This is a genomic window from Blastococcus sp. TF02-8, from assembly GCF_003319175.1.
GTDB lineage: Bacteria > Actinomycetota > Actinomycetes > Mycobacteriales > Geodermatophilaceae > Blastococcus.
In genome coordinates, this window is record NZ_QOHK01000005.1 from 327,425 (window position 1) to 350,877 (window position 23,453).

A 23,453-nucleotide genomic window follows, 5' to 3' on the forward strand; every position below is an offset into this window, starting at 1 on the left:
CGTGACCGAGGAGCCGACGTCGGGAAGGACCCGGCAGCTGCCGGTGTTCCACTGCCCGTACTGCAGTGACGAGGACCTGACGCCGCACGACGACGGAGGTTGGCGCTGCGGTGCCTGCCTGCGGGCCTTCTCGGTCCGCCTGATCGCGACGGGGGTGCAGCGATGACCACAGCCATCTCACCGACGCCGGAGCTGGCCGCCGAGGCCGACGCCCGGTTCGAGGGCATCGCCGATCCGGTCGAGCAGGCGCTCGCGGTCCTGCGCTGGGCGGGTGAGACCTTCGGGACCTCCTTCGCGATCACGTCGTCCATGGCCGACGGGCTGCTGTCGCACCTGGCCAGCCGGGTCGTCCCGGGCGTCAACGTCGTCTTCCTCGACACCGGCTACCACTTCGCCGAGACCATCGGCACGCGCGACTGGATCAGCAGCGTCCTGCCGATCACGCTGCACAACGTGACCCCGCCGCAGACCGTCGGCGAGCAGGACCTCTCCTTCGGGCCGAAGCTGCACGACCGCGACCCCGACCTGTGCTGCGAGCTCCGCAAGGTGAAGCCGCTGGCCCAGGCGCTGGCCGGGTTCACCGCGTGGGGCTCCGGCGTGCGGCGCGACGAGTCGCCCACCCGCGCCGGCACGAAGCTGGTCGACTGGGATGCCAAGCGCGGCATGGTGAAGGTCAACCCGATGGCGGCCTGGACCCAGGACGTCGTCGACGCCTACATCGCCGAGCACCAGATCCCGGTGAACCCGCTGTTCGAGATCGGCTACGGCTCGATCGGCTGCGCGCCCTGCACCCGTCCGGTGGCCCCGGGCGAGGACCCGCGCGCCGGTCGCTGGGCCGGCAAGAACAAGATCGAGTGCGGCATCCACCTGTAGCCATGCCTCGCCCCCCGCGCCTCTCCCCCGACGAGCTCGCCGCCGCGATGCACGGCCTCCCGCTCTGGTCGGGGGACGGCGACGGCATCCGGCGGTCGGTGCAGCTGGCGAGCTTCCGGGACGCCGTGGCCGCGATCGTCGCCGTCGCCGACGTCGCCGAGGAGATGGACCACCACCCCGACGTCGACCTGCGCTGGCGGACGCTGCACTTCACGCTGGTCAGCCACTCCGCGGGCGGGGTGAGCGAGCTGGACCTGGAACTGGCCCGCCGCATCGACGCGCTGCTGCCCTGATCCTCAGCCCTCGACCGGCAGGACCAGCAGGCGCAGCAGCCGATCGGCCTCGGCCTCCGGGTCCTCGGTCAGGCCGGTGTGCACCGGGCCGGGCTGGATGACCGTGCTGCGCGGGGCGGTCAGCCAGCGGAACCGCGAGCCGAGCGCCTCGCGGCCCGCCGCACCGGCGCCCGGGTCTGCCGAGCACACGTCGGCGGCCGCCTGCAGTGCACGGCCGATCGCCGCCGCGTCGGCGGTGGGGTCGAGGACGCGGAGCCGTTCGGGGTCCAGGTGCAGCCGGGAGCCCAGGTAGTCGCGCTGGCGGCAGTACACGAGGACGCCGGCGTTCAGCGACTCACCGCGCTCGATGCGCGGCACCACCCGCAGCACCGCGTACTCGAAGGTGTCCCTCATCGCTGGGTCATCCCCTCGGGCGGCGGCGGCCCCAACCAGCCGGGGCGGTTCTCCCCCACCCGCGGGCGGCGCCGGCCGGCCCCACCGGCGGCTGCGGCGGCAACCAGCCCGGGCAGCCAGGCGTCCCGGGCGGCCAGCCGGGCCAGCAGCTGCCCCACGTACCGCTCGCGGACGGCGTGGGCCGGCTCCTCGGGCGAATCGCCCTCGAGCCACTCGTCGGGCACCTGCTCCAGCACGCCCTCGAGCACCGGCCGCGTCACCCGGTGCGCCAGCGCGGCGTCGGCGGCCGGCACGTCGGGTGCGCACTCGACCAGCGCGTGCGTCGACGCGTCGTAGGGCCGGGTCACGGCCGCCTCGGCGCCGGGCCAGTGGTGGTGGAAGGTCAGCGCGGCGCCGTGGTCGATCAGGTGCAGCCGCCCGTGCCAGAAGAGCATGTTCGGATTGCGCCACGAGCGGTCGACGTTGCCGACCAGGGCGTCGAACCACAGGACCCGACCGGCGAGCACGGGGTCGACCCCGTCGGCGCCGGCCTCGAAGTCCAGCGCCCCGGGCAGGTAGTCCAGCCCGAGGTTGCGACCGGCGGAGCGCTGCAGCAGCTCCTGCACCTCGTAGTCGGGCTCCCCCACCGCGAGCTCGGGTGCGACGGCGACCGTGGCCAGCGCCGGCACGGGGAGGTCGAGCGCGCGGGCCAGCTCGCCGCACACCACCTCGGCCACGAGCACCCGCACACCCTGGCCGGCGGCCCGCCACTTGACCACGTAGGTGCCGAGGTCGTCGGCCTCCATGAGGCCAGGCAGCGACCCACCCTCGCGCAGCGGGGTGACGTAGCGGGTGGCGGTGACGGCGGGCAGCACAGTGCTGGCCAACCTACCGGTGGGCGCGGCCGGGAGAACCCGGAGACACTGGTGCCGTGGCGAACAGTGCACCCCCGACGACCGACGACGGCCGCTACGAGCGGCAGCCCTTCCGCTTCACCGACCGGATCACCGCCGACGGCCGGGACGGCTGGCCGGCCGAGCCGGGCCGGTATCGCATCGTGGTCAGCCGGGCGTGCCCCTGGGCCAGCCGCACGCTGGTCACCCGCCGGCTGATGGGGCTGGAGGACGTCATCAGCGTGGCGGTCGCCGATCCGATCCAGGACGACCGGAGCTGGCGCTTCACCCTCGACCCGGGCGACGTCGACCCGGTCCTGGGCATCGCGTTCCTGGCCGACGCCTACGCCAAGGCCGACCCGACCTACGACGGCGGGATCAGCGTCCCGGCGATCGTGGACGTGCCCACCGGCGCCGTCGTCACCAACGACGTCTTCCAGGTGACGCTGGACCTGGCCACCGAGTGGCGCGCCTTCGCCCGCGAGGGCGCCCCGGACCTCTACCCCGAGGCGCTCCGCGGCGAGATCGACGAGCTGAACGCGCGGATCTACCGCGACCTCAACGCGGCGGTCTACGAGGCCGGCTTCGCCACCACCCAGGAGGCCTACGAGGACGCCTACACCCGTGTGTTCGCCTGCCTCGACTGGCTCGAGGAGCGGCTGGGCGGGCAGCGGTTCGTCGCCGGCGAAACGATCACCGAGGCCGACATCCGGCTGTTCACGACGCTCATCCGGTTCGACGCCGTCTACCACGGCCACTTCAAGTGCAACCGGAACAAGATCACCGAGATGCCGGTGCTCTGGGCCTACCTGCGCGACCTGTTCCAGACGCCGGGCTTCGGCGACACCGTCGACCTCGACCACATCAAGCGCCACTACTACGCGGTGCACGCCAACATCAACCCGACGCAGATCGTGCCGCTGGGGCCTGACCTCTCCGGGCTGACGACGCCGCACGGGCGCGAGGCGCTCGGGGGCCGGCCGTTCGGCGACGGCACTCCTCCCGGGCCGGCGCCGGCCGGCGAGGTCATCGCGCAGCAGCTGTAGATGGGACTGCTCCGGGCCCTGGACCCCGCCGACCTGACCGGTGTGCCGTTCACCTACCCCGAGGTCGGGGGTACCGGTGACGACCTGCTCCCGACCGGCTACCACCTCGCCGAGCACTGCGCCGTCGTCGGCTCCGGCACGGGGGCGCTGGAGCGGGCGGCCGCCGCGGTGTTCGACTGGCGGGCACAGCGCGCCGTGGGTCTGCGGATCCGCGCGACCGGTCCGGCGAGCACCCCGGGCACGGTCGTCGTGCTGACCGCCGGCCTCCCCCGGTTCGGGTACGACATCCCCTGCCGGGTGGTGTGGTCGAGCACCGAGGGCGACGAGCGCGGCTTCTCCTACGGGACGCTGCCCGGCCATCCGGAGAGCGGCGAGGAGCGGTTCACCGTGCGGCTGACCGAGGACGGGGACGTCGTCTACACGATCCGGGTCTTCTTCCGGCTGGCCTCCCCCGCCGCGAGGCTGGCCGGGCCGGTGAGCCTGCTGCTGCAGCGCGCGTCGACCGCCCGCTACGTGTCGGCGATCCGGCGGGCCACCGCCGGTTAGACGTCCCGCCGGGCCAGCAGCGCCGCGCCGACCGTCCACGAGACCGCCACCCAGGCGCCGAGGACGACCAGCGCGTGCTGCCAGGAGGTCTGCACGGCGAAGAACGCTTCGTCCCCCACCCGGAACGCCGGCAGCGCCCGCGCGACCCACTCGGCCTGGTCCGAGGCCAGGATGGCCAGGACCGGCGGAAGCAGCAGCATCACGCCGAGCGCCGCGCCCATCGCGCCGGCCGAGGAGCGCAGCACCGTGCCGAGGCCGAGCGCGAGCACCCCGGTGAGCGTCGCGCAGGCCACCTGGAGACCCAGCTGCCGCAGCACGCCCGGGTCGGTGAGCGGGATGCCGCCCTCGACCGCGGTGAGCCGGCTGGCCGCGAACCAGCAGAAGACGGCCAGCACCGCCGAGAGCAGCGCGCACCAGGCGCCGACGACGACGCTCTTGGCGAGCAGCAGCCGCGCCCGCCCCGGAACCGCGGTCAGCGAGGCCAGCACCATGCCGGTGCCGAACTCGCTGGTGACGGCGAGGACCCCGAGCACCACGACGAGGACCTGCCCCAGCCCGAACCCGGTGAGCGCCGAGCTGACCGCGATGTCGGGGCGCGGGGCGGACTGCGTGATCGCCGCCCCGAACCACCCGGTGGTCGCGACCAGCGCCAGGTAGCCGACGGTGCACCACCAGGTGGAGCGCACCGACCGCAGCTTGGTCCACTCGCTGACCACCACCGAGCGGAAGGGCACCCCCCGGCTCACAGCGCGGCCGCCCGGTACTCGACGTCGTCCCCGGTCAGCTCGAGGTAGGCCGCCTCCAGGGAGGCGGTGATCCGGCCCAGCTCGTGCACCCGCACCCCGGCCAGGAACGCGACGTCGCCGACCTGCGCGCAGTCCAGGCCCTCGACCCGCAGGGCACCGTCGATCTCCAGCTCCACGCGGGCGCCGGAGCGCTGCAGGGCCGAGGCGAGCACCGGCGCCTGGGGGCTCCGGACCCGGACGGCGGCGTGCGCGCCCAGCAGGTCGGCCATCGGCCGGTCTGCCAGCAGCCGGCCGCGGCCCAGCACCACCAGGTGGTCGGCGGTGTCCTCCATCTCGCTCATCAGGTGGCTGGAGACCAGCACCGTCCGGCCCTCGTCGGCCAGCGACCGCAGCAGCTCGCGCACCCACCGGATGCCCTCGGGATCCAGCCCGTTGACCGGCTCGTCGAGCAGCAGGACGTCGGGGTCGCCGAGCAGCGCCGCGGCGATGCCGAGCCGCTGCCCCATGCCGAGGGAGAAGCCACGCACCCGCTCGTGGGCCACCGACCCCAGCCCGACCAGCTCGATGACCTCCTCGACCCGGTCGCGTGGCAGCGCGTTGCTCTGCGCCAGCGCCAGCAGGTGCGCGTGGGCGGTGCGCCCGGGATGCCGGGCACGGGGGTCCAGCAGCGCGCCCACGTGCCGCATCGGCCGGTCCAGCTCGCGGTAGGGACGGCCGAGCACCGTCGCCGTCCCCGCGGTCGGGCGGCTCAGACCGAGGATGCAACGCATCGTCGTCGTCTTGCCCGACCCGTTGGGGCCCAGGAAGCCGGTGACCCGGCCGGGCTCGACGGTGACGGTCAGGGAGTCGACGGCGACGCGCGAGCGGTACCGCTTCGTCAGCCCGCGCAGCTCGATCACGCGCGCCAGCATGGCCAACCGCTCCCCGCAGGTACCGGAGGCGCGCGCCTACCTGCTGGCGTCGACCGCCTCGCGCTCCCGCTCGAGGAGCTCCTTGCTGCGCACCAGCCGCAGCAGGGTCACGACCAGCAGCCCCCCGGCCATGTTGAGCAACGTCGTGTACCAGAACCAGGCGAGCCAGTCGCCGTAGCCGAACGGCCCGCCCGCGTGGATGCCGGCGAAGATGATCAGCGAGTCCAGGATCGAGTGGAACAGCACCAGGCCGGCGAGCACGAAGGCCCCCGCGAGGGCGGCGACGATCTTCCCGCCCTCGCTCTCCGCCCCCTGCTGCATCCGGGTCATGAGCGTGATGGAGCTGCCGGCGAAGAGGGCCAGGCAGATCGCGCGCAGGTCCAGCGGGGCGTCGAGGAACGTGGTGGCGGACTCCACCGCGCCCGCTCCGAGCTCCGGGAGCGCGTGGACGACGACCCACATCACCAGCCAGCCGCCGACGAGGTTGGCCACGAGGGTGCCCGCCCACAGCTTCGCCAGCTGGCCCGGTCCCGCCCGCTTGGCGACGACGGCGGTCACCGGAACCAGGAAGCCCTCGGTGAACAGCTCGCTGCGCGCCAGCAGCAGGGCGATGAAGCCGACGCCGAACGCCAGACCCGCCAGCAGGTGGCTGCCGGTCTCGGCGTACACGGCCAGCAGCGCCGCGACGCCGACGCCCACCTCCAGACCTCCGGCCAGGCCGGTGGTCAGCACCTCCCGCCAGGTGCGGTGCAGCCGCTGCGCCCCCTGGTCGACGATCCGGTCGAACGCCTGCGCCACCTCGTCCTCGGCGGGGGCGTCGGTGGTGCCCAGTTCCTCGCGTGCGCGCTCCGCGGCCATGGGTGCCGACCTACCCCGGACCGGGACGGGCACACCGCGCAGTACGGTCCACCGCCATGGACGCCACCGAGCAGCTCGCCACCCTGCTCCGGGCCCGCGGCGCCGGGGACATCGCCCACCCCGGCGGCACGCTGTACGGCCACTTCGAGCGGGTGCAGGAACGGCTCGCGCAGCTGGGGCTGCCGGGGCACGTGCAGCTGGCCGGCCGCGCGCACGCCGTCTACGGCACCCAGGGCTTCGACGTCCGCCTCCTCGACGACGACGAGCGGCCGCTGCTGGCCGGCATCGACGGCGCGGCCGCCGAGGAGCTGGTGCACCGGTACGGCGCCTGCGACCGGCGGGCCACGTGGCCGGAGCTGGCGGCCACCCGTCGGGTGCACGACCGGCACACCGGCGCGGCGGAGGAGCTGGACGACGAGGAGCTGCGCGCGTTCGCCGACCTCAGCCTGGTCAACGAGGTCGACGTCGCCGAGCACGCACCCGGCTTCCTCGACGAGCACGGCGGCTACTTCCGTCGGCTCACCGAGCAGTGGGCTCCGGCGCTCAGCCCCGCGGTGCTCGCCGAGGCGCGGCGGGCCTTCGCCTGACCCGGCCGGCGCCTCGGGCGACCGCCACCGCCCAGCCGATGTAGCCGAGGTTGACCAGCACCCTGGCCGCGATGCCGGGTGCGCGGTCGTAGAGCCGGGTGGCCGTGCCCGTCCGGCGCAGCGGGTCGAGGTGAGCCGGCAGGTACGCCGTCACCAGCCCCGCCGCCAGCCAACCGCCCGCGGCCCGGGTGGCCGGCGCCGCGACGAGCGCGCCGGCGAGCACGTCCAGCGCGCCGCTGACCGCCACGATCGCTCCCGGCGCCGGCAGCCGGTCCGGCACCATCCCGCGGAAGTAGCCCGGGACGACGGCGTGACCGATCCCCGAGCCGGTCATCAGGCCGGCCAGTCCCAGTGCGGCGACGTCGCTCATGGCGCGCAGCATGCCGCGGACGACCGCGACGCGGTGCGGTTCCCGCTGCGTGGAAGCGACCGTTTGCGCAGCTCAGGCACTCGGGTAGCGCGGCGGGGATCGAAGACATCGATTCCCCCGAGGAGACCCGTGCCCCCCACGCGCAAGCCGAACATGTCCGCGCCCCGCACCGTGAGTCCGACCGGTGTGGGCTACGAGGGGCCCGAGGACGGTCGTGATCCCCGCGCCCAGGCCGGCGACACCCTGACCACGCCGAACGGTGTCCGCATCCCCGACACCGACCACTCGCTCAAGGCCGGCCCGCGCGGCCCGGTGCTGCTGGAGGACTTCCACCTCCGCGAGAAGATCATGCACTTCGACCACGAGCGCATCCCCGAGCGCGTGGTGCACGCCCGCGGCGCCGGCGCGCACGGAGTGTTCACCGCCTACGGCACCGCCGCGAAGGTGACGCGGGCCGCCGTCCTCGCCGAGAAGGGCCTGGAGACGCCGGTCTTCGTGCGGTTCTCCACGGTGCTCGGCTCGCGGGGCTCGGCCGACACCGTCCGCGACACCCGCGGGTTCGCGACGAAGTTCTACACCAAGGAAGGCACCTGGGACCTCGTCGCCAACAACATCCCGGTCTTCTTCATCCAGGACGCGATCAAGTTCCCGGACATCGTGCACGCGGCCAAGCCGCACCCCGACCACGAGATCCCGCAGGCGCAGTCGGCGCACGACACCTTCTGGGACTTCGTCACCCTCCACACCGAGGCCACGCACCACACGATCTGGAACATGAGCGACCGCGGCATCCCGCGCAGCTACCGGACGATGGAGGGCTTCGGCGTCCACACCTTCCGGCTGGTCAACGCCGACCGCGAGACCGTGCTGGTCAAGTTCCACTGGAAGCCCAAGCTCGGCGTGCACTCCCTGACCTGGGAGGAGGCACAGATCGCCGCGGGCGTCGACCCCGACTTCCACCGGCGCGACCTGTACGAGTCGATCGAGGCCGGCGCCTTCCCCGAGTGGGAGCTCGGCATCCAGGTCTTCCCCGACACCCCCGAGGAGACCTTCGAGGGCATCGACCTGCTCGACCCCACGAAGATCGTGCCGGAGGAGCTCGCCCCGGTGCAGCCGATCGGCAAGCTGGTGCTCAACGCCAACCCGACGAACTTCTTCGCCGAGACCGAGCAGGTCGCCTTCCACACCGGCCACCTGGTCCCGGGCATCGAGGGCACCAACGACCCGCTGCTCCAGGGCCGCAACTTCTCCTACCTCGACACGCAGCTCACCCGGCTGGGCGGGCCGAACTTCACCCAGATCCCGATCAACCGTCCGCACGCGCCGGTGAACGACAACACCCGCGACGGGTTCCACCAGCACGCGGTGCACCAGGGGCAGGCCCCGTACACGCCCAACAGCGTCGACGGCGGCAGCCCGTACCCGGCCGACTGGTCCGAGGGCGGCTACGTGAACGTGCCGCGCACGGTCGGCGGCGAGGTCGGGCGGACGGCGCCGGCGTCCTTCGACGACCACTTCTCCCAGCCGGCCCTGTTCTACAAGAGCCTGACCAGCGTCGAGCAGCAGCACGTGATCGACGCCTACACCTTCGAGCTCGGCAAGTGCTTCGAGCAGCCGATCAAGGAGCGGGCGCTCACCGTCCTCGCCCGCATCGACGAGAAGCTCTGCGCCGAGGTGGCCGCCGGGCTCGGCCTGCCGGTGCCGAAGAAGATCAAGCCGGAGAAGGTGCGCGGGGAGTCGCCGGCGCTGCGCCAGATCAAGCCGACGCCCTTCCCGGTCGACGGCCGGATCGTGGGCGTCGTCGCCGGGCCGAAGGCCGACCTGAAGGGCATCGCGAAGCTGCGGGAGGCCCTGGAGGCCGAGGGCGCCCAGCTCAAGGTGATCGCACCGCACGGCGGCCAGCTGGTCAGCGGCCGGGACGTCGAGATCGTCGAGCGCACCTTCGCCACCGGGCGGTCGATCGAGTTCGACGCGATCGTCGTGGCCGACGGAGCCCCGAAGGACGGCGACTTCCGCGCCCTGGTGATGCTGCAGGAGGCGTTCCGCCACCTGAAGGGCATCGGCGCGTGGGGTGACGGCGTCGAGGTGCTGCGCGCCGCGGGGATCGACCCGAAGGCCCCCGGTGTCATCACCGGCAAGAAGGCGAACGCCGCGATGGCCGCCGAGACGATCGCCGCGCTCGGCATGCACCGGGCGTGGGACCGCCAGCCGCTGGTGAAGGCGTCGATGGTGCCGCCCACCGTCTCCGCCTGATCCACCGCGCCCGGGAGCGCCGGTCCCCTCGGGGACCGGCGCTCTCGTGCGTGCTCAGCGGATGAAGGGAGCCCGCTTGAGGGCCTTGAGACCGGCGGTCATGACCTTCGCGTACCGGTCCAGCGGCAGCCCCGGCATCGGGCCGACCGGCAGGCCGCGCTGGACGGCGACCGTCTGCGACTCGGTGTACTTGAGGATGCCCTCCGCGCCGTGCCGCCGGCCGACGCCGGAGTCCTTCATGCCGCCCATCGGCGCGTCGTGCGAGGCCCACGCCGCGGCGTAGGCCTCGTTCACGTTCACCGTGCCCGACCGGATGCGGGTGGCGATCTCCGCGCCACGCCTCGGGGTCGACCAGACGCTGGCGTTGAGCCCGTACTCGGTGTCGTTGGCCCGCTGGACCGCCTCCTCGGCGTCGCGCACGCGGCTGATCGCGACCACCGGCCCGAACGTCTCGTCGCGGGCCAGCTCCATCCCGTCGGTCACGCCCTCGAGGACCGTCGGCTCGTAGAACAGCGGGCCGAGGTCCGGGCGCGGCCTGCCGCCGGCCAGCACGCGGGCCCCCTTCGCGACCGCGTCCTCCACGTGCCGGGAGACGACGTCGAGCTGGTCCTGACTCACCAGCGAGCCCATCTCGGCATCCCAGCCGAGGCCGGCGGCGAGCCCCATCTTCTTCACGCGCTCGACGAACGCCGGCACGAACCGGTCGTAGACCGCGTCCTCGACGTACATGCGCTCGACCGAGATGCACAGCTGGCCGGAGTTGGAGAAGCAGGCCCGCACCGCGCCCTCGACGGCCTTGTCCAGGTCGGCGTCGGCCAGCACGAGCATCGGGTTCTTGCCGCCCAGCTCCGCGGAGAAGCCGATCAGCCGGCGGGCGCACTGCTCGGCGACGGTCCGGCCCGTGGCGGTGGAGCCGGTGAACATCAGGTACTCCACGCCCTCGATCAGCGGCGCGCCGAGGTCCCGCCCGCGGCCGGTGACCACCTGGAACAGGTCGCGCGGCAGGCCGGCCTCGAAGAGCAGCTCGACGGCGATCAGCGCGGTGAACGGCGTCTGGGCGTCGGGCTTGAGCACGATGCCGTTGCCGGCCAGCAGGGCCGGGATGGCGTCGGAGACGGCGAGGGTGAGCGGGTAGTTCCACGGGCTGATCACGCCGACCAGGCCCTTGGGGTGGTGGTGCTCCGTGGTCCGGGTCAGCACCGGGAGCGCGCCCTGGCGGCGGGTGGGCCGCAGGTGCCTGGCCGCGGTGTGGGCGTAGTACCGCGCCGTCATGGCGACGTCGGCCAGCTCCTCGAACGCGCTGACCCGCGCCTTGCCGGTCTCCACCTGGGCGACGTCGAGGATCTGTTCCTGCCGCTCGAGGACCAGGTCGTGGTACCGGAGCATGACCGCGGCGCGCTCGGCGACCGGTCGCCCCGCCCGCCCACCTGGGCGGCTCGGGCGCGACGCTGGGCCTCCCGCACGTCCTCGGCGGTGCAGGTGGGCACCTCGCCCACCACCCCGCCGGTGAACGGGGCGTACGAGGCCTGACGGGGTCGGTCCGGCGCGGCGGTGACGAGGGCGGTCAGGCGGGAGACCAGCGCCGGGTCCAGCGCCGGAGCGACAGCGGTGTGCGGGGCGGTCGTCGTCATGGCGACACCTTGCCGCAGGTCAGGCCGGTCCGCCGCTGGGACCGAAGCGTTCCACCCGGACGTCGGCCGGATCGACGCCGAGCTCCACCAGCAGCTGCCCCGCCGCCTCGGCGAACGGCCCGGAACCGCACACGTAGGCCGTCTGCCCCGGCTCGATCAGCGGCACCAGGTCCGCGGCCGTCAGCCGGCCGGCGGGCCGGATCCCGCGCGCCTCCCGGGTGAGCACGACCAGCGCGCCCGCCGCCTCCAGCTCGTCGGCGTAGGGCAGCTCCTCGCGGGTGCGCGCGGAGACGGCGATGCGGAGCAGGTCGGTGCGGCCCAGCGCCCGCGCGGTGCGCAGCATCGACAGGAACGGGACGACGCCGGAGCCGCCGGCCACCAGCAGCGCCGGGGAGACCTGGTCCCACACGAACCAGCCGCCGATCGGGCCGCGCACCTCCAGCTGGTCACCGGGCTCGACGACGTCGGCCAGGTGCGTGGACACCTCCCCGTCGGGCAGCCGCTCGACGAACAGCTCGACCAGCGGGTCGCCCGGGGCCGAGGCCACCGAGTACGAGCGCTGCGCGGTGTAGCCGTCGGGCGCGGTCAGCCGGACGACGTAGTGCTGCCCGGGCAGGTGGTCGACCCGGTCCTCCACGTCGAGCCGCAGCTGCACCGAGCGCGGCACCGGTCGGCGCACCCCCGCCACCGTCGCCGTCCGCCAACCCGTAGGAGGCTGGAACGGCCTCGGCGCAGGGTCCCGCTGCGAGCTCGCGAGCGGCGGGGGGCGCCGAGGTCCTTCAATCACCCTGGTAGCGCTGCTGGCGCCACGGGTCGCCGCGGTCGTGGTAGCCGTTCTGCTCCCAGAATCCGGGCCGGTCGTCGGTGAGCAGCGTGAGCCGGCTGACCCATTTCGCGCTCTTCCAGAAGTACAGGTGCGGCACCAGCAGGCGGACCGGACCGCCGTGCTCGGGCGTCAGCGGCCGGCCGTCGAACTCCCACGCCAGCCAGGCCCTGCCCCCGGTGACGTCGGCCAGCGGCAGGTTCGTCGTGTAGCCGGTGGACGACGTCGCCAGGACGAACCGGGCCCCCGCCGTCGGGCGGGCGGCCTCGAGCAGCGCGTCGACGGAGACCCCGCCGAACCGGGTGTCGAACTTCGACCAGGTCGTCACGCAGTGGATGTCGCCGCGGTACTCCGAGGGCGGCAGCCGGTGCGCCTGCTCCCAGCTCCACGTCGTCGGGCTCTCCACCTCGCCGTCGACGGTGATGCTCCAGCGCTCGGGCGCGATGCGCGGCGTCGGCTCGGCGGTGAGCACGGGCCAGTCGGTGCCGACGTCGTACTGCCCGGGCGGCAGGCGGGGATCGCGTTCTCGCCGGCGGCCGAGGAAACCACGGGTGGGTGTGGGCACCTCGTCCTCCTCCCCCGGTGGCCGGTGGCTCAATCGTGACCGGACCCCCGCGACCTGCGCGAACGCCCCGGGCGGGCGCCTGACCTGCGGTGAGGGCACCCTTACATGAGCTGTGTCACCTCGTGTTGGTTTGGTGGCGGGGCTCGTGTAGTCCTAGCGTGGGGACTTGTGGTGACGGTGACGCACGCGGGTCGTAGAACCCCGAAGGTTGCAAAGACCAACTCGATCGTGAAGAAGGCCGTCATGGCCGTCAGCGGCATCGTGATGGTGCTGTACCTGATCGCGCACATGATCGGGAACCTGAAGGTCTTCACGGGCCGGGAGTCGTTCAACCACTACTCCGAGTGGATCCGCACGATCGGTTCCCCGGCGCTGCCGCACCAGACCGCGTTGACGATCATCCGCGCGATCCTGCTCATCGCGGTCATCGCGCACTTCTGGGCCGCCGTCTCGCTGTGGCGCCAGGCCAAGCGGGCCCGCCCCGAGCGCTACGTGACCAAGAAGGCCGTGGCCCAGAGCTACGCCTCGCGCACCATGCGCTGGGGCGGCGTGATCGTGCTGCTGTTCATCGTCTACCACATCCTCGACCTCACGATGGGCGTCGTGAACCCCGACGGCAACGACTCCACGCCGTACGACCGCCTGGTCGCGAGCTTCTCGAACCCGTTCATCACCGCCTTCTACGTGATCTCCCTCGTGCTGCTCGGCATGCACCTGCGCCACGGCATCTGGAGCGCCACGCAGACCCTCGGCCAGAGCAACCGGCGGCGGGAGCGGACGGTCAACGCCTTCGCGATCGCGTTCTCCACGATCCTGATCGCCGGCTTCCTCATCGTGCCGTTCAGCGTCCTCACCGGGCTCGTCGACTAAGGAGCTCCACCCGCGATGCCTCTCGACCTGTTCTCCGTCGGCGACCCGATCGCCGACACCAAGGCCCCCACCGACGTCCCGATCGGCGAGCGCTGGAGCGAGCGCCAGTTCCGCGGGCGCCTGGTCAACCCGGCAAACCGCCGCAAGCTGACGATCATCGTCGTCGGCACCGGTCTGGCCGGCGGTTCCGCCGCCGCCACGCTCGGCGAGGCCGGCTACAAGGTCAAGTCGTTCTGGTACCAGGACAGCCCCCGCCGCGCGCACAGCGTCGCGGCGCAGGGCGGTATCAACGCGGCGAAGAACTACCGCAACGACGGCGACAGCGTGCACCGGCTGTTCTACGACACCGTCAAGGGCGGCGACTTCCGGGCGCGCGAGAACAACGTGCACCGCCTCGCCGAGGTCAGCGTCAACATCATCGACCAGTGCGTCGCGCAGGGCGTGCCCTTCGCCCGCGAGTACGGCGGCCTGCTCGACAACCGCTCCTTCGGCGGCACCCAGGTCTCGCGCACCTTCTACGCGCGCGGCCAGACGGGCCAGCAGCTGCTCTACGGCGCCTACCAGGCCCTCGAGCGGCAGATCGCGGCCGGCAACGTCGAGCAGAACGCCCGCACCGAGATGCTGGACCTGATCATCGTCGACGGCCGCGCCCGCGGCATCGTCGCCCGCGACCTGGTCACCGGCGAGATCAGCACCCACTTCGCCGACGCCGTCGTCATCGCCAGCGGTGGCTACAGCAACGTCTTCTACCTGTCCACGAACGCCAAGGGCTCCAACACCACGGCGATCTGGCGGGCGCACAAGCGGGGCGCGTACTTCGCCAACCCCTGCTACACGCAGATCCACCCGACCTGCATCCCGGTCAAGGGCGACTACCAGTCGAAGCTGACCCTGATGTCGGAGTCGCTGCGCAACGACGGCCGCGTGTGGGTGCCCAAGGAGCGCGGCGACACCCGCGACCCGCGGGAGATCCCCGAGAGCGAGCGCGACTACTACCTCGAGCGGATCTACCCCTCGTTCGGCAACCTGGTGCCCCGCGACATCGCCTCGCGCCAGGCGAAGAACGTGTGCGACGAGGGTCGCGGCGTCGGCCCCGGTGGCCTGGGCGTGTACCTGGACTTCGCCGAGGCGATCGAGCGCATGGGCCGCCCGGCGGTCGAGGCCAAGTACGGGAACCTCTTCGACATGTACGCCCAGATCACGGGCGAGGACCCCTACGCGACGCCGATGCGCATCTACCCCGCCGTCCACTACACGATGGGCGGCCTGTGGGTCGACTACGACCTTCAGTCGACGATCCCCGGCATGTTCGTGATCGGTGAGGCCAACTTCTCCGACCACGGCGCGAACCGGCTCGGCGCCTCCGCGCTGATGCAGGGGCTGGCCGACGGCTACTTCGTCCTGCCCTCCACGATCAGCTCCTACCTCGCCGACGGCCCGTTCGACAAGGTCGACGACTCGCACCCCGCGGCGGTCGAGGCCGTGCAGGGCGTGCAGGAGCAGGTGCAGAAGCTGCTCAGCATCAACGGCACCCGCACCCCCGCCTCCTTCCACCGCGAGGTGGGCCAGCTGATGTGGGACTACTGCGGCATGGAGCGCACGGACGAGGGCCTGCGCAAGGCCATCGACCGCATCCAGGAGATCCGCAAGGAGTTCTGGACCAACCTGAAGGTCACCGGCGACTGGCACTCCTTCAACCAGACGCTGGAGCACGCCGGCCGGGTGGCCGACTTCATCGAGCTCGCCGAGCTCATGTGCATCGACGCCCTCCACCGCCGCGAGAGCTGCGGTGGCCACTTCCGTGCGGAGAGCCAGACCCCCGAGGGCGAGGCGCTGCGCGACGACGAGAACTTCGCCTACGTCGCCGCCTGGGAGTGGACGCCGGAGGGCCAGCCCCCGGTCCTCCACAAGGAAGACCTCGTCTACGAGTACGTCCACCTCGCCCAGCGGAGCTATAAGTGACAGCCAGCATGCAGTCCAGCGTCGGCAACCCTGCCGACGAGAAGCGCGGGATGAACCTCACCCTGCGCATCTGGCGGCAGAAGGACCCGTCGGTCAAGGGCAAGATGGTGACCTACAAGGTCACCGACATCTCCCCCGACATGTCCTTCCTCGAGATGCTCGACGTGCTCAACGAGCAGCTGATCCTGCAGGGCGACGACCCGGTCGCCTTCGACCACGACTGCCGCGAGGGCATCTGCGGCATGTGCGGTCTGATGATCAACGGGCAGGCGCACGGTCCGCAGCAGACCACCACCTGCCAGCTGCACATGCGCTCGTTCTCCGACGGCGACTCGATCGACATCGAGCCGTGGCGCGCCAGCCCGTTCCCGGTGATCAAGGACCTCGCCGTCGACCGGCGGGCGTTCGACCGGATCATCCAGGCCGGTGGCTACATCTCGGTCCCGACCGGCACCGCCCCGGAGGCGCACGCCACGCCGGTGCCCAAGGCCGACGCGGACGCGGCGTTCGACGCCGCCACCTGCATCGGCTGCGGCGCCTGCGTGGCGGCCTGCCCGAACGCCTCGTCGATGCTGTTCACCGCCGCCAAGGTCACCCACCTCGGCCTGCTCCCCCAGGGGCAGCCGGAGCGGAACGACCGCGTGGTCAACATGATCGCGCAGCAGGACCGCGAGGGCTTCGGTGGCTGCACCAACATCGGCGAGTGCTCCGCGGCCTGCCCGAAGGGCATCTCCATGGAGACCATCTCGCGGCTCAACCACGACCTGCTCGGCGCCCTGCGCGCCGGCGCCCGGCCGAAGAGCTGACGCACTGACGCAGAAGGCCCCCTCCGGAGATCCGGAGGGGGCCTTCTGCGTAGGGCGGGTCAGTCGGCGACGGCGACGGGCGAGCGCTCCTCGAGCCACGACCACAGCTGGTCCGGTGGCAGCGGGCGGCTGAGGTGGTACCCCTGGACGACGTCGCAGCCGAGGCCGGCCAGCGCGTCGACGGTGGCCTGGTCCTCCGCTCCCTCGGCGACGAGCACCAGCCCCAGGGCGTGCGCGAGCTGGAGGGTGGAGGTCACGATCGACTCGGCCCGCCGGCTGCCGGTCATGGCCGAGACGAAGGTGCGGTCCAGCTTCAGCTCCGTGACCGGCAGGGCTGCCAGGTAGGCCAGGCTGGAGTGCCCGGTGCCGTAGTCGTCGATGGCCACGCCGACGCCGTCGTCGCGGAGGCGGGAGAGCACGCGGACGGCGCGCTCGCGGTCCTCCATGAGCAGGCTCTCGGTGACCTCCAGGACCAGCGAGCCCGCGGAGAGGTCATGGGCGGCGAGCAGCGTGGCGACCTCGTCGGGGAACTGCTCGTCGACCAGGTTCGACGGGCTGACGTTGACCGCCATGGTGAGGGTCCGCCCCTGGTCGGCCCAGACCCGGCACTGGGCCAGGGCCATGTCGACGACCTGGGTGGTCAGCCTGCTCATCAGCCCGGCGGACTCCGCCAGGTCGATGAACGCGTCGGGGTAGAGCAGCCCGCGCGTGGGGTGCTGCCACCGCACGAGCGCCTCGACGCCGTCGATGACGCCGGTGCTCAGCGCGAGCTTCGGCTGGTAGTGCAGGACCAGCTCCCCGCGGTCGAGGGCTCGGCGCAGCTGGGAGACGTCTTCCAGCCGGTGGCGGCCGTGGCCGTCGCGCGCCTCGTCGTAGCGGCTGACGCCCAGCCGGCCGGCCTTGGTGGAGTACATCGCGAGGTCGGCCAGCTGCAGCAGCTCCCCGCTGTTGGTCGAGTCGTCCGGCCCGACGGCGACGCCGATGCTCACGTCCACGGCGAGCTCCAGCCCGCCGAGCAGGAACGGCCGCTGGAACTGCTCGCGCAGCCGCTCGGCGAGCCGGAGCGCCGAGGCGCCGTCGAGGTCGGCGGCCAGCACGACGAACTCGTCGCCGCCGAGGCGGGCCAGCAGGTCCTCCTCGCGCAGCTCCCCGCGCAGGCGCCCGCCCACCTCCCGGAGCAGCGCGTCGCCCACCGAGTGGCCCAGCGAGTCGTTGATCTCCTTGAAGCGGTCCAGGTCGAGCACGAGGACGGCGACCGCCGCCCCCTCGGCCAGCCGCTCGTCGGCGGCGTCCAGCGACTCGAAGACCGTGCGCCGGTTGGGCAGCCCGGTGAGCTCGTCGGTGCGGGCCTGGCGGCGGCTGTCGCCCAGCGCGCGCACGTCCCGGAAGGTGACGGCCGTGCGCGCCAGCGCAGCGAGCACCGCGCCCAGGGCGAGGGATCCCGCGACCGGGTCGCCCTCGCCGAGGTAGCCGGCGAACAGGAGCCCGAGGGCGACCAGCGTGCAGGCAGCAGGGACGAACAGCGGACGCCGCGCGGCGACGGCCGCGGCGTCCATCGGCGTCCGCCGCGGGCTGACGCAGGCGGCCAGGCCGAAGGCGATGAAGGCCAGGCCCCAGGCGGTGTCCAGCGGGCCACCGGCCACGTAGGTCCCGTGCACGACCTGGTAGGCGTAGACGGTGTCGGCGACGACGAAGATGGACAGCCCACCGGTCACCCACCACCAGGCGGCGCCGGACTCGCGGCCGACGAGGACCAGCCCGCCGGCGAGGAGGCCGAGCAGGAAGAGGTCGGCGGAGGGATAGCCGATGCTGGTGACCAGGTCGAGCCCGCCACCGGTCCGCTGGATGAGCGGCCCGAGGGCCAGCGCCGCGGCGACCGAGGCAGCGGTCAGCCCGGTCACGGCGCAGTCCAGCCAGCTGCCCAGGCTCAGCCGGCGGACGCGGAGACGGATGAGCAGCAGCAGCCCGGTGAACGCCAGGGGGTAGAAGCCGAGGAAGCCCACGTCGGACCACGAGGGGTGCGGGGCGACGGCGAGGCCGCGGTAGTGGAACTCGAAGAGGGCCGCGCCCCCGAGGTAGGAGGCCACCGCGGCGGCGAGGAGCCACCAGGCGACCCGTGCGGCGGCGGCCAGCCCGCGCAGGACGAACATGACGACGATCGCCGCGAGGAAGGTGAGCTTCCCCTTCTCGGCCAGCCACGTGGCCACGGTGCCGACGCCCGCCGCGCTGGCGAGGGAAGCCAGGACCCAGAGCCCGCCGAACACGGCGCCGACCACCCGGACGATGCGCATGGAACGGTCGGCGTCGCGCTGCCCAGCGCGCGCCTCTCCCGTCACAGCGGACCGCCGAGACCTCATGAGGGCTGCATCGGCCGGAACGGGACCGGACTGAAACGCAGCTCACGCCCCGGCTCCTCCGTCCGGGTGAGCGCGTCAGGTGGCCGGGACCGGCGGGATGATGCGCTCGATGACGTCGGCGGGCATGAGCCCGGCCTTGCCGAAACGGCTGGCCGCCTCCACGAACTGGGGCGCGAGGGCGGCCAGATCCTTGAGCATGTCCCGGGCCGCGTCCTCCCGGCCGGCCAGGGCGGCGATGACCGCGCGCCACATCAGCTGGTCGGGTTCGGTGACCGGGTCCATGGGGCGCAGCAGGTCGAGCTCACGGTCGGCGGTGACCGGGTCGCCGTCGATCGCCTGCTGGAAGGCCCGGACGACGTCCTGGTAGCGGGCACGCGTGACGGTGAGCTCGGCGAGCACGCCGAGCGGGTCGGGCGAGTCGTCGACGCGCAGGTCGACCACCATGTCGTGCCAGGGACGACCCGTGGTCGTGGAGCGGATGACCATGATCGCGGCGGACCGCCGTCCGCGGAAGTCGCCCCCGGCCTCCTCCCCCGCCACCAGCGAGGAGAGCAGGCGCTGGGCCAGCGGGCCCGACGAGCCCTCGAAGCGCTCGACCATCGCTTCCCACACGGCCGGCGAGCTGGCCATGTTGGCCAGCGCCACGCAGTTGTCGCCCAGCAGGTGACCGGCGTCGTCGACGCAGCTGCTGCCGGTGTAGGCGGCGAAGTCACCCGCGACCCCCAGGACGGCGACCTGTCGCCGCTCGGGCTGAGGGTCGACGCTGCTCAGCGCCGTCAGCACCTCCTGGGCGGTGAAGCCGCCCTGCAGGAGGTCCAGACCGACCGAGCCGTACATCGGTTCGGCCATCGACTGGGTCGCGATGACCCCGTGCCCCGGGAGGGCGAAGGGCACGCTGTTGCCGACGGCGAACGCCTGGGACTGGGTGGCGACGCCCATCTCCCCCGTCTCGGGGTCGCGGGCCACGATCGAGTAGGTCACGGGGTCGACCTACCCGCCCCTCCCCCGGTCGGCAAACCCCGCCGGGTCAGGCCGTGACCGACGCCATCGCCCCGGCGGTCAGCTCCACCGCGCGCAGCCGGCCCTCGAGGGAGGTCGACTGGAAGGCGACGATCAGCTCGTCGGCGTTGGCCGTCCTCGCGAAGGCCTCCAGGGAGTCCTTGACCTGGGCCGGCGTGCCGAGCGCGGTGTGCGTGAGCATCGAGTTCACGTGCTGCCCCGCGCCCTGGGCCAGGAGCTGGTCGGCCTGCTCGTCGGTGAGCGCCTGTCCGCGACCGAAGAGACCGATGGCCAGGTTCCGCTTGACCGCCGCGAGCTGCTCGCGGGCGTCGTCCTCGGTGTCGGCAGCCACCACGTTCACGCCGGCGATCACGTAGGGCTCGGCCAGCTGCGCCGACGGCTTGAACTCCGCGCGGTAGGTGGCCACGGCGGGCTCGAGCATGGCCGGCGCGAAGTGCGAGGCGAAGGCGTAGGGCAGGCCCAGCGCGGCAGCCAGCTGCGCGCCGAACATCGAGGAGCCGAGGACGTAGAGCGGCACGTTCGACCCCTTGCCGGGGATCGCGTCGACCCCGCGGACCCGGCTGTTGCCGGTGAGGTAGCCCTGCAGCTCGAGCACGTCCTGGGGGAAGGAGTCGGCCGACATCGGGTCACGGCGCAGGGCGTACATGGTGTTCTGGTCGCTGCCGGGTGCGCGGCCGAGCCCCAGGTCGATGCGCCCGGGGTACATCGCCTCGAGGGTGCCGAACTGCTCGGCGATGGTCAGCGGCGAGTGGTTGGGCAGCATGACGCCGCCGGCGCCGAGCCGGATGCGCTCGGTGTGCGCGCCCACGTGCGAGATCAGCACGCTGGTCGCCGACGACGCGATCGTGGGCATGTTGTGGTGCTCGGCGTACCAGACCCGCTGGAAGCCGTGCTCCTCCGCGCGCTGCGCCAGGGCGACGCTGGACGCGATGGCGCTGCTCGCGGTCTCGCCCCGCGGGATCGGCGCCAGGTCGAGGACGGACAGGGTGATGCTCATGTGCGGGCCTTTCGCGTCGGTTGTCAGTGCCAACCGACGCGGGGCCCTCGGGCTTCCCGCCGTCGCCACTCCTCTCTGCGGAGGTCACGGTGCGTGGGTCGGGGTGGACCGGGAGTCCCGACCCTCCCGCTTCCGGCAGCGGTACGTCCTCGCCGGAGGTGGAGCGATTCCGTTCCGGGAGGCATGCCTCCATGCTCGCCCCGGGGCGACGACCGGGGGGCGATGTGGGAACCGAACTGGTGACGATCGACAGCGGCCAGCCGAGGTTCTCCTCCGTCGTGTCGGACGTCGCGGCGATCCTCAGCCCGCTGACCACGCTGTCCGACCTCGCCTCGAAGTTCATGGCGCTGCGGCTGGAGCGCAGGCGTCTCGACAACGCGGAGAAGGCCGACCGTCGCCGGCACGAGGAGCAGAAGCAGCTGCTGCGGCTGCAGGCGGCCGTCCTCGACGACGCGTCCCGACGGGCCGGTGCCGTCGACCTGCAACGGGTGATCGCCGAGCACGCTGTCGAGCTGCGCCGGCTCGAGGCGGACCACGACCTCGGTCGCCGGGCCATCGAGCAGCGGGCCACGCACGCGGTGGCCTCGGTGCAGGCCTACCGGGACGTCGAGCTGCGCAGGATCGAGGCTGCTCGGACCGTTGCGCTCGCAGGGCTCGCCGCCCAGCGGGAGAGCGCCGACCGGTTCTTCCGCGTCGTGGAGCGCCGGGACGGCGATGCCCGGCGAGCGCAGCACGACGTGCAGCGGGCGATGCGGCAGGCCCAGGGCCTCGGCCGGCGCCCCGACCAGTCGCTCATGGCCCACGAGCTGGTCGGCGTCCTGGCACGGGCCCTGACCGACATCGTCACCAGACGGGCAGCGGACGACCTGTTCTGCTACGTGCTCGACCCCGCGCCGGGGGGTGCACGGCGATGACCACGGTCGCCGTCGTCGCAGCCGTCCTGGCCGCGCTCGCGCTGGGCGGCTACCTGCTGGCCGGCGGGCAGCGGTCCCGTCCGCCGGTCCGGCCGGCGTCCCGCCCGCCGGCCGTGCGGCGCCCGGCTCCGCGTCCCGCGGCGGCCCGCGTGGTCGTGGCCTCCCCCGCGCCAGCACCGCGGCGGATCGCTCCACCGCCCGAGGAGGTGCGCCGGGTCCTCGCCCGGCGCCTGGACGCCGACTGGGAGCAGGCGCAGCGGCTCGTGCGGCAGGCCGTCGCCGAGGCGGAGCACGACATCGAGGTGGCGATGCGGGCCGGAGTGCAGACGACGTCCTTCCACGCCGCCACCAACCTGCACCGGAGGTCGTGGCAGACGGCCGATCGAGCCCATGCCGGGCTGAGGGCCGCCCGCGCGGCCGAGCGGGCGATCGGCTCGGCGATCAGGCAGACGCACGAGGCCGCCCGTGCCCACGGGGTGGGCCCCAGCCGCGCCACGTTGGACGTGCTGCACCGCGAGCGCACGGCGGTCCGCTGCTACCTCGACCAGTACGAGAAGGAGGTCGACGAGCTGAACCTGCAGACCCGCGGCCTCAAGCACCACATCAGGGACAGCTTCGGCTCCTCGGGGCTCCAGTGGTACCTCGACCTCGAGGAGCGCAACCGCCGTCGTCGCGAGGAGCGCTACTCCGGTGGGGGCGACGGCACGCGGTAGTCCCTCAGCGGCTCTGCAGTGCGTCCAGCGCCACGGCCATCGCCGCCGCGACCCGGAAGTCCAGCTGCGGGTTCGGCACCGTCACGTCGTAGGCGTCCCGGAGCGCGATCTTCTTGTGGCTGGAGAGGACGATCTGGCCGGAGCGGGTGTCGGTGAAGTCGAAGTGGAAGACGAACGGGACCCAGATGTCGCCGACGTAGGGGATGAAGCCCCACACCCGGCGGAGGACGGCGATGAACATGCTGCGCTCCTGGCCGACCGCCTCGACGCCGGGCGCCGAGAGGTTCCAGGTGGAGCGGAGCAGGCTCGCGCCGAACTCCTTGCTGAAGTAGCCGATGATCGTGCCGTACTCGTCGTAGACGTCGTGCTGCGCGTGCACGTCCAGCCGCTGGCGTGCCTTGAAGGAGAAGACGCGGCGGCTCTTCGACTCGTCGGTGAAGAAGACCACCTCCTCCTTGAGCTTCATCCGCTTCTGCTCGGCGAAGGCGAGCAGATGTCCCGGGTTGCCGTCGGGGTCGGCCATGCGGATCACGTAGCGGTTCACCATCAGCGTGATCCGCTGCTGGACGAAGAAACGGGGCACCACCATGGGGGCCGGCTGCGGGTGTCCGGCGGGGACGGTCATGCCGCCATCCTGCAGGACGTCGGGCCGCCGGGGGTCGTGTCGCGTCACGCGCGTCGGTCCCGGCCGCCCAGCACGGCCGCCCGGAGCCGCTGCGCCCACTCCTCCAGCAGGCTGGGCCGCGTGCCCTCCGGGAGCGGCGCCGAGGGGACGACGACCCACAGGAGCAGGTAGACGAGGACGCCGGCGCCGCCGGTGAGGGTGAACAGGACCGCGCCGACCCGCCAGAGGGTGGCGTCGATGCCGGTGTACTCGGCGAGCCCGCCGCAGACGCCGCCGGCCATGCGGTCGGTGCCGCTGCGGAGGAAGGGGCGGACGTGCGGGGGCTGCGAGGTCGGGGACTCTGCTGCGGTGGTCATGCTCCGAGCGTGGCCGTCGGCGGGCTGCGGGAACATCGGGGAACCCCCGGATCCGACCCTGGTTCC

General features: G+C 72.9%; 26 protein-coding genes. 12 read left to right on the top strand and 14 right to left on the bottom strand.

Annotated elements, in window-relative coordinates; all coding sequences use genetic code 11:
• Window position 1: 1 nt before the first annotated feature.
• The 3 genes from DQ237_RS12730 to DQ237_RS12740 are packed head-to-tail and all read left to right on the top strand — an operon-like array spanning window position 2 to window position 1,166.
• Window positions 2–166, top strand: coding sequence for a hypothetical protein (locus DQ237_RS12730; RefSeq protein ID WP_205730202.1), 165 nt, complete (start codon window positions 2–4; stop codon window positions 164–166).
• Window positions 163–873, top strand: a complete 711-nt coding sequence (locus tag DQ237_RS12735) for a phosphoadenylyl-sulfate reductase (RefSeq protein WP_113800488.1) — start codon at window positions 163–165, stop codon at window positions 871–873. Before DQ237_RS12730 ends, DQ237_RS12735 begins: the two co-directional genes overlap by 4 nt.
• 2 nt (window positions 874–875) lie before the next feature.
• Window positions 876–1,166 carry a 4a-hydroxytetrahydrobiopterin dehydratase gene (locus DQ237_RS12740; protein WP_113800489.1) on the top strand — a complete coding sequence of 97 codons (291 nt, stop codon included), beginning with the start codon at window positions 876–878 and terminating at the stop codon, window positions 1,164–1,166.
• Between the two features lie 3 nt (window positions 1,167–1,169).
• On the opposite strand, the gene DQ237_RS19945 is transcribed toward DQ237_RS12740, so the two are convergent.
• Window positions 1,170–1,559 (bottom strand): DUF3037 domain-containing protein, encoded by a 390-nt coding sequence (locus tag DQ237_RS19945; protein ID WP_113800490.1) that lies wholly within the window; start codon window positions 1,557–1,559, stop codon window positions 1,170–1,172.
• The gene (locus DQ237_RS12750; RefSeq protein WP_113800491.1) at window positions 1,556–2,413 is read right to left on the bottom strand and encodes a HipA family kinase; all 858 of its coding nucleotides are present in this window, start codon (window positions 2,411–2,413) and stop codon (window positions 1,556–1,558) included. Before DQ237_RS12750 ends, DQ237_RS19945 begins: the two co-directional genes overlap by 4 nt.
• Before the next feature lie 56 nt (window positions 2,414–2,469).
• Between DQ237_RS12750 and DQ237_RS12755 the strand changes: the two genes are divergently transcribed.
• Together DQ237_RS12755 and DQ237_RS12760 are read left to right on the top strand one after the other, a co-directional pair.
• Window positions 2,470–3,477 (top strand): glutathione S-transferase family protein, encoded by a 1,008-nt coding sequence (locus DQ237_RS12755; RefSeq protein WP_113800492.1) that lies wholly within the window; start codon window positions 2,470–2,472, stop codon window positions 3,475–3,477.
• Window positions 3,478–4,023, top strand: a complete 546-nt coding sequence (locus DQ237_RS12760) for a DUF1990 family protein (RefSeq protein WP_113800493.1) — start codon at window positions 3,478–3,480, stop codon at window positions 4,021–4,023. It begins immediately after the preceding gene.
• Here the strand turns inward: DQ237_RS12760 and DQ237_RS12765 are convergent.
• From DQ237_RS12765 to DQ237_RS12775, 3 genes are read right to left on the bottom strand one after another with little or no spacing between them, the layout of a single operon-like run.
• Entirely contained in the window at window positions 4,020–4,757 is a 738-nt protein-coding gene (locus DQ237_RS12765; RefSeq protein WP_147251803.1) for a hypothetical protein, read from the bottom strand. The two genes, DQ237_RS12760 and DQ237_RS12765, sit on opposite strands and share 4 nt — an antisense overlap.
• A gap of 8 nt (window positions 4,758–4,765) precedes the next feature.
• The gene (locus DQ237_RS12770) at window positions 4,766–5,668 is read right to left on the bottom strand and encodes an ABC transporter ATP-binding protein (RefSeq protein WP_113800557.1); all 903 of its coding nucleotides are present in this window, start codon (window positions 5,666–5,668) and stop codon (window positions 4,766–4,768) included.
• A gap of 48 nt (window positions 5,669–5,716) precedes the next feature.
• Window positions 5,717–6,538, bottom strand: coding sequence for a formate/nitrite transporter family protein (locus tag DQ237_RS12775; protein WP_113800495.1), 822 nt, complete (start codon window positions 6,536–6,538; stop codon window positions 5,717–5,719).
• 56 nt (window positions 6,539–6,594) lie between these two features.
• On the opposite strand from DQ237_RS12775, the gene DQ237_RS12780 reads away from it, so the two are divergent.
• A complete protein-coding gene (locus DQ237_RS12780) occupies window positions 6,595–7,125 on the top strand; it encodes a DUF6817 domain-containing protein (RefSeq protein WP_113800496.1) in 531 nt (176 codons plus the stop codon).
• On the opposite strand, the gene DQ237_RS12785 is transcribed toward DQ237_RS12780, so the two are convergent.
• Entirely contained in the window at window positions 7,082–7,495 is a 414-nt protein-coding gene (locus tag DQ237_RS12785; protein ID WP_147251804.1) for a hypothetical protein, read from the bottom strand. The two genes, DQ237_RS12780 and DQ237_RS12785, sit on opposite strands and share 44 nt — an antisense overlap.
• Window positions 7,496–7,624: 129 nt before the next feature.
• On the opposite strand from DQ237_RS12785, the gene DQ237_RS12790 reads away from it, so the two are divergent.
• Window positions 7,625–9,748, top strand: a complete 2,124-nt coding sequence (locus DQ237_RS12790) for a catalase (protein ID WP_113800498.1) — start codon at window positions 7,625–7,627, stop codon at window positions 9,746–9,748.
• Between the two features lie 54 nt (window positions 9,749–9,802).
• Here DQ237_RS12790 and DQ237_RS12795 read toward each other — a convergent pair whose 3' ends face one another.
• The 3 genes from DQ237_RS12795 to DQ237_RS12805 all read right to left on the bottom strand — a co-directional run bounded on the left by DQ237_RS12795 (window position 9,803) and on the right by DQ237_RS12805 (window position 12,767).
• Window positions 9,803–11,134: a succinic semialdehyde dehydrogenase gene (locus DQ237_RS12795; RefSeq protein ID WP_205730194.1), complete on the bottom strand. Its 1,332-nt coding sequence runs from the start codon at window positions 11,132–11,134 to the stop codon at window positions 9,803–9,805.
• A 264-nt stretch (window positions 11,135–11,398) separates the two neighbouring features.
• Window positions 11,399–12,058 carry an FAD-binding oxidoreductase gene (locus DQ237_RS12800; RefSeq protein WP_240619604.1) on the bottom strand — a complete coding sequence of 220 codons (660 nt, stop codon included), beginning with the start codon at window positions 12,056–12,058 and terminating at the stop codon, window positions 11,399–11,401.
• Window positions 12,059–12,158: 100 nt separating this feature from the next.
• Window positions 12,159–12,767, bottom strand: a complete 609-nt coding sequence (locus tag DQ237_RS12805; RefSeq protein ID WP_113800499.1) for a sulfite oxidase-like oxidoreductase — start codon at window positions 12,765–12,767, stop codon at window positions 12,159–12,161.
• 171 nt (window positions 12,768–12,938) lie between these two features.
• On the opposite strand from DQ237_RS12805, the gene DQ237_RS12810 reads away from it, so the two are divergent.
• The 3 genes from DQ237_RS12810 to DQ237_RS12820 are packed head-to-tail and all read left to right on the top strand — an operon-like array spanning window position 12,939 to window position 16,405.
• On the top strand, window positions 12,939–13,637 hold the full coding sequence (locus DQ237_RS12810) for a succinate dehydrogenase cytochrome b subunit (RefSeq protein WP_240619605.1): 699 nt from the start codon (window positions 12,939–12,941) through the stop codon (window positions 13,635–13,637).
• 15 nt (window positions 13,638–13,652) lie between these two features.
• The gene (locus DQ237_RS12815) at window positions 13,653–15,599 is read left to right on the top strand and encodes a fumarate reductase/succinate dehydrogenase flavoprotein subunit (protein WP_113800501.1); all 1,947 of its coding nucleotides are present in this window, start codon (window positions 13,653–13,655) and stop codon (window positions 15,597–15,599) included.
• Window positions 15,596–16,405, top strand: coding sequence for a succinate dehydrogenase/fumarate reductase iron-sulfur subunit (locus tag DQ237_RS12820; RefSeq protein ID WP_255411545.1), 810 nt, complete (start codon window positions 15,596–15,598; stop codon window positions 16,403–16,405). The genes DQ237_RS12815 and DQ237_RS12820 overlap by 4 nt, the downstream gene beginning before the upstream one ends.
• A gap of 59 nt (window positions 16,406–16,464) precedes the next feature.
• Here DQ237_RS12820 and DQ237_RS12825 read toward each other — a convergent pair whose 3' ends face one another.
• From DQ237_RS12825 to DQ237_RS12835, 3 genes are all read right to left on the bottom strand, one after another.
• Window positions 16,465–18,696 carry a bifunctional diguanylate cyclase/phosphodiesterase gene (locus tag DQ237_RS12825; RefSeq protein WP_113800502.1) on the bottom strand — a complete coding sequence of 744 codons (2,232 nt, stop codon included), beginning with the start codon at window positions 18,694–18,696 and terminating at the stop codon, window positions 16,465–16,467.
• Window positions 18,697–18,837: 141 nt separating this feature from the next.
• Complete coding sequence (locus DQ237_RS12830) at window positions 18,838–19,743, bottom strand: DUF1028 domain-containing protein (RefSeq protein WP_113800503.1); 906 nt, start codon at window positions 19,741–19,743, stop codon at window positions 18,838–18,840.
• A gap of 46 nt (window positions 19,744–19,789) precedes the next feature.
• Window positions 19,790–20,779, bottom strand: a complete 990-nt coding sequence (locus DQ237_RS12835; RefSeq protein ID WP_113800504.1) for an LLM class flavin-dependent oxidoreductase — start codon at window positions 20,777–20,779, stop codon at window positions 19,790–19,792.
• A gap of 239 nt (window positions 20,780–21,018) precedes the next feature.
• Between DQ237_RS12835 and DQ237_RS12840 the strand changes: the two genes are divergently transcribed.
• Window positions 21,019–21,693 carry a hypothetical protein gene (locus DQ237_RS12840; RefSeq protein WP_147251805.1) on the top strand — a complete coding sequence of 225 codons (675 nt, stop codon included), beginning with the start codon at window positions 21,019–21,021 and terminating at the stop codon, window positions 21,691–21,693.
• On the top strand, window positions 21,690–22,406 hold the full coding sequence (locus DQ237_RS12845) for a hypothetical protein (RefSeq protein WP_113800506.1): 717 nt from the start codon (window positions 21,690–21,692) through the stop codon (window positions 22,404–22,406). The genes DQ237_RS12840 and DQ237_RS12845 overlap by 4 nt, the downstream gene beginning before the upstream one ends.
• A 4-nt stretch (window positions 22,407–22,410) precedes the next feature.
• Here the strand turns inward: DQ237_RS12845 and DQ237_RS12850 are convergent, their stop codons facing one another.
• Entirely contained in the window at window positions 22,411–23,031 is a 621-nt protein-coding gene (locus DQ237_RS12850) for a hypothetical protein (protein ID WP_113800507.1), read from the bottom strand.
• A 44-nt stretch (window positions 23,032–23,075) separates the two neighbouring features.
• Window positions 23,076–23,387, bottom strand: a complete 312-nt coding sequence (locus DQ237_RS12855; RefSeq protein WP_113800560.1) for a PspC domain-containing protein — start codon at window positions 23,385–23,387, stop codon at window positions 23,076–23,078.
• Between the last annotated feature and the right edge of the window lie 66 nt (window positions 23,388–23,453).

Coding starts and splice junctions, on each gene's coding strand:
- DQ237_RS12735 (WP_113800488.1), top strand. CDS start 163: ATGACCACAGCCATCTCACCGACGCCGGAGCTGGCCGCCGAGGCCGAC.
- DQ237_RS12740 (WP_113800489.1), top strand. CDS start 876: ATGCCTCGCCCCCCGCGCCTCTCCCCCGACGAGCTCGCCGCCGCGATG.
- DQ237_RS19945 (WP_113800490.1), bottom strand. CDS start 1,559: ATGAGGGACACCTTCGAGTACGCGGTGCTGCGGGTGGTGCCGCGCATC.
- DQ237_RS12760 (WP_113800493.1), top strand. CDS start 3,478: ATGGGACTGCTCCGGGCCCTGGACCCCGCCGACCTGACCGGTGTGCCG.
- DQ237_RS12775 (WP_113800495.1), bottom strand. CDS start 6,538: ATGGCCGCGGAGCGCGCACGCGAGGAACTGGGCACCACCGACGCCCCC.
- DQ237_RS12780 (WP_113800496.1), top strand. CDS start 6,595: ATGGACGCCACCGAGCAGCTCGCCACCCTGCTCCGGGCCCGCGGCGCC.
- DQ237_RS12785 (WP_147251804.1), bottom strand. CDS start 7,495: ATGAGCGACGTCGCCGCACTGGGACTGGCCGGCCTGATGACCGGCTCG.
- DQ237_RS12795 (WP_205730194.1), bottom strand. CDS start 11,134: ATGCTCCGGTACCACGACCTGGTCCTCGAGCGGCAGGAACAGATCCTC.
- DQ237_RS12815 (WP_113800501.1), top strand. CDS start 13,653: ATGCCTCTCGACCTGTTCTCCGTCGGCGACCCGATCGCCGACACCAAG.
- DQ237_RS12825 (WP_113800502.1), bottom strand. CDS start 18,696: ATGCGCATCGTCCGGGTGGTCGGCGCCGTGTTCGGCGGGCTCTGGGTC.
- DQ237_RS12835 (WP_113800504.1), bottom strand. CDS start 20,779: ATGAGCATCACCCTGTCCGTCCTCGACCTGGCGCCGATCCCGCGGGGC.
- DQ237_RS12845 (WP_113800506.1), top strand. CDS start 21,690: ATGACCACGGTCGCCGTCGTCGCAGCCGTCCTGGCCGCGCTCGCGCTG.
- DQ237_RS12850 (WP_113800507.1), bottom strand. CDS start 23,031: ATGACCGTCCCCGCCGGACACCCGCAGCCGGCCCCCATGGTGGTGCCC.
- DQ237_RS12855 (WP_113800560.1), bottom strand. CDS start 23,387: ATGACCACCGCAGCAGAGTCCCCGACCTCGCAGCCCCCGCACGTCCGC.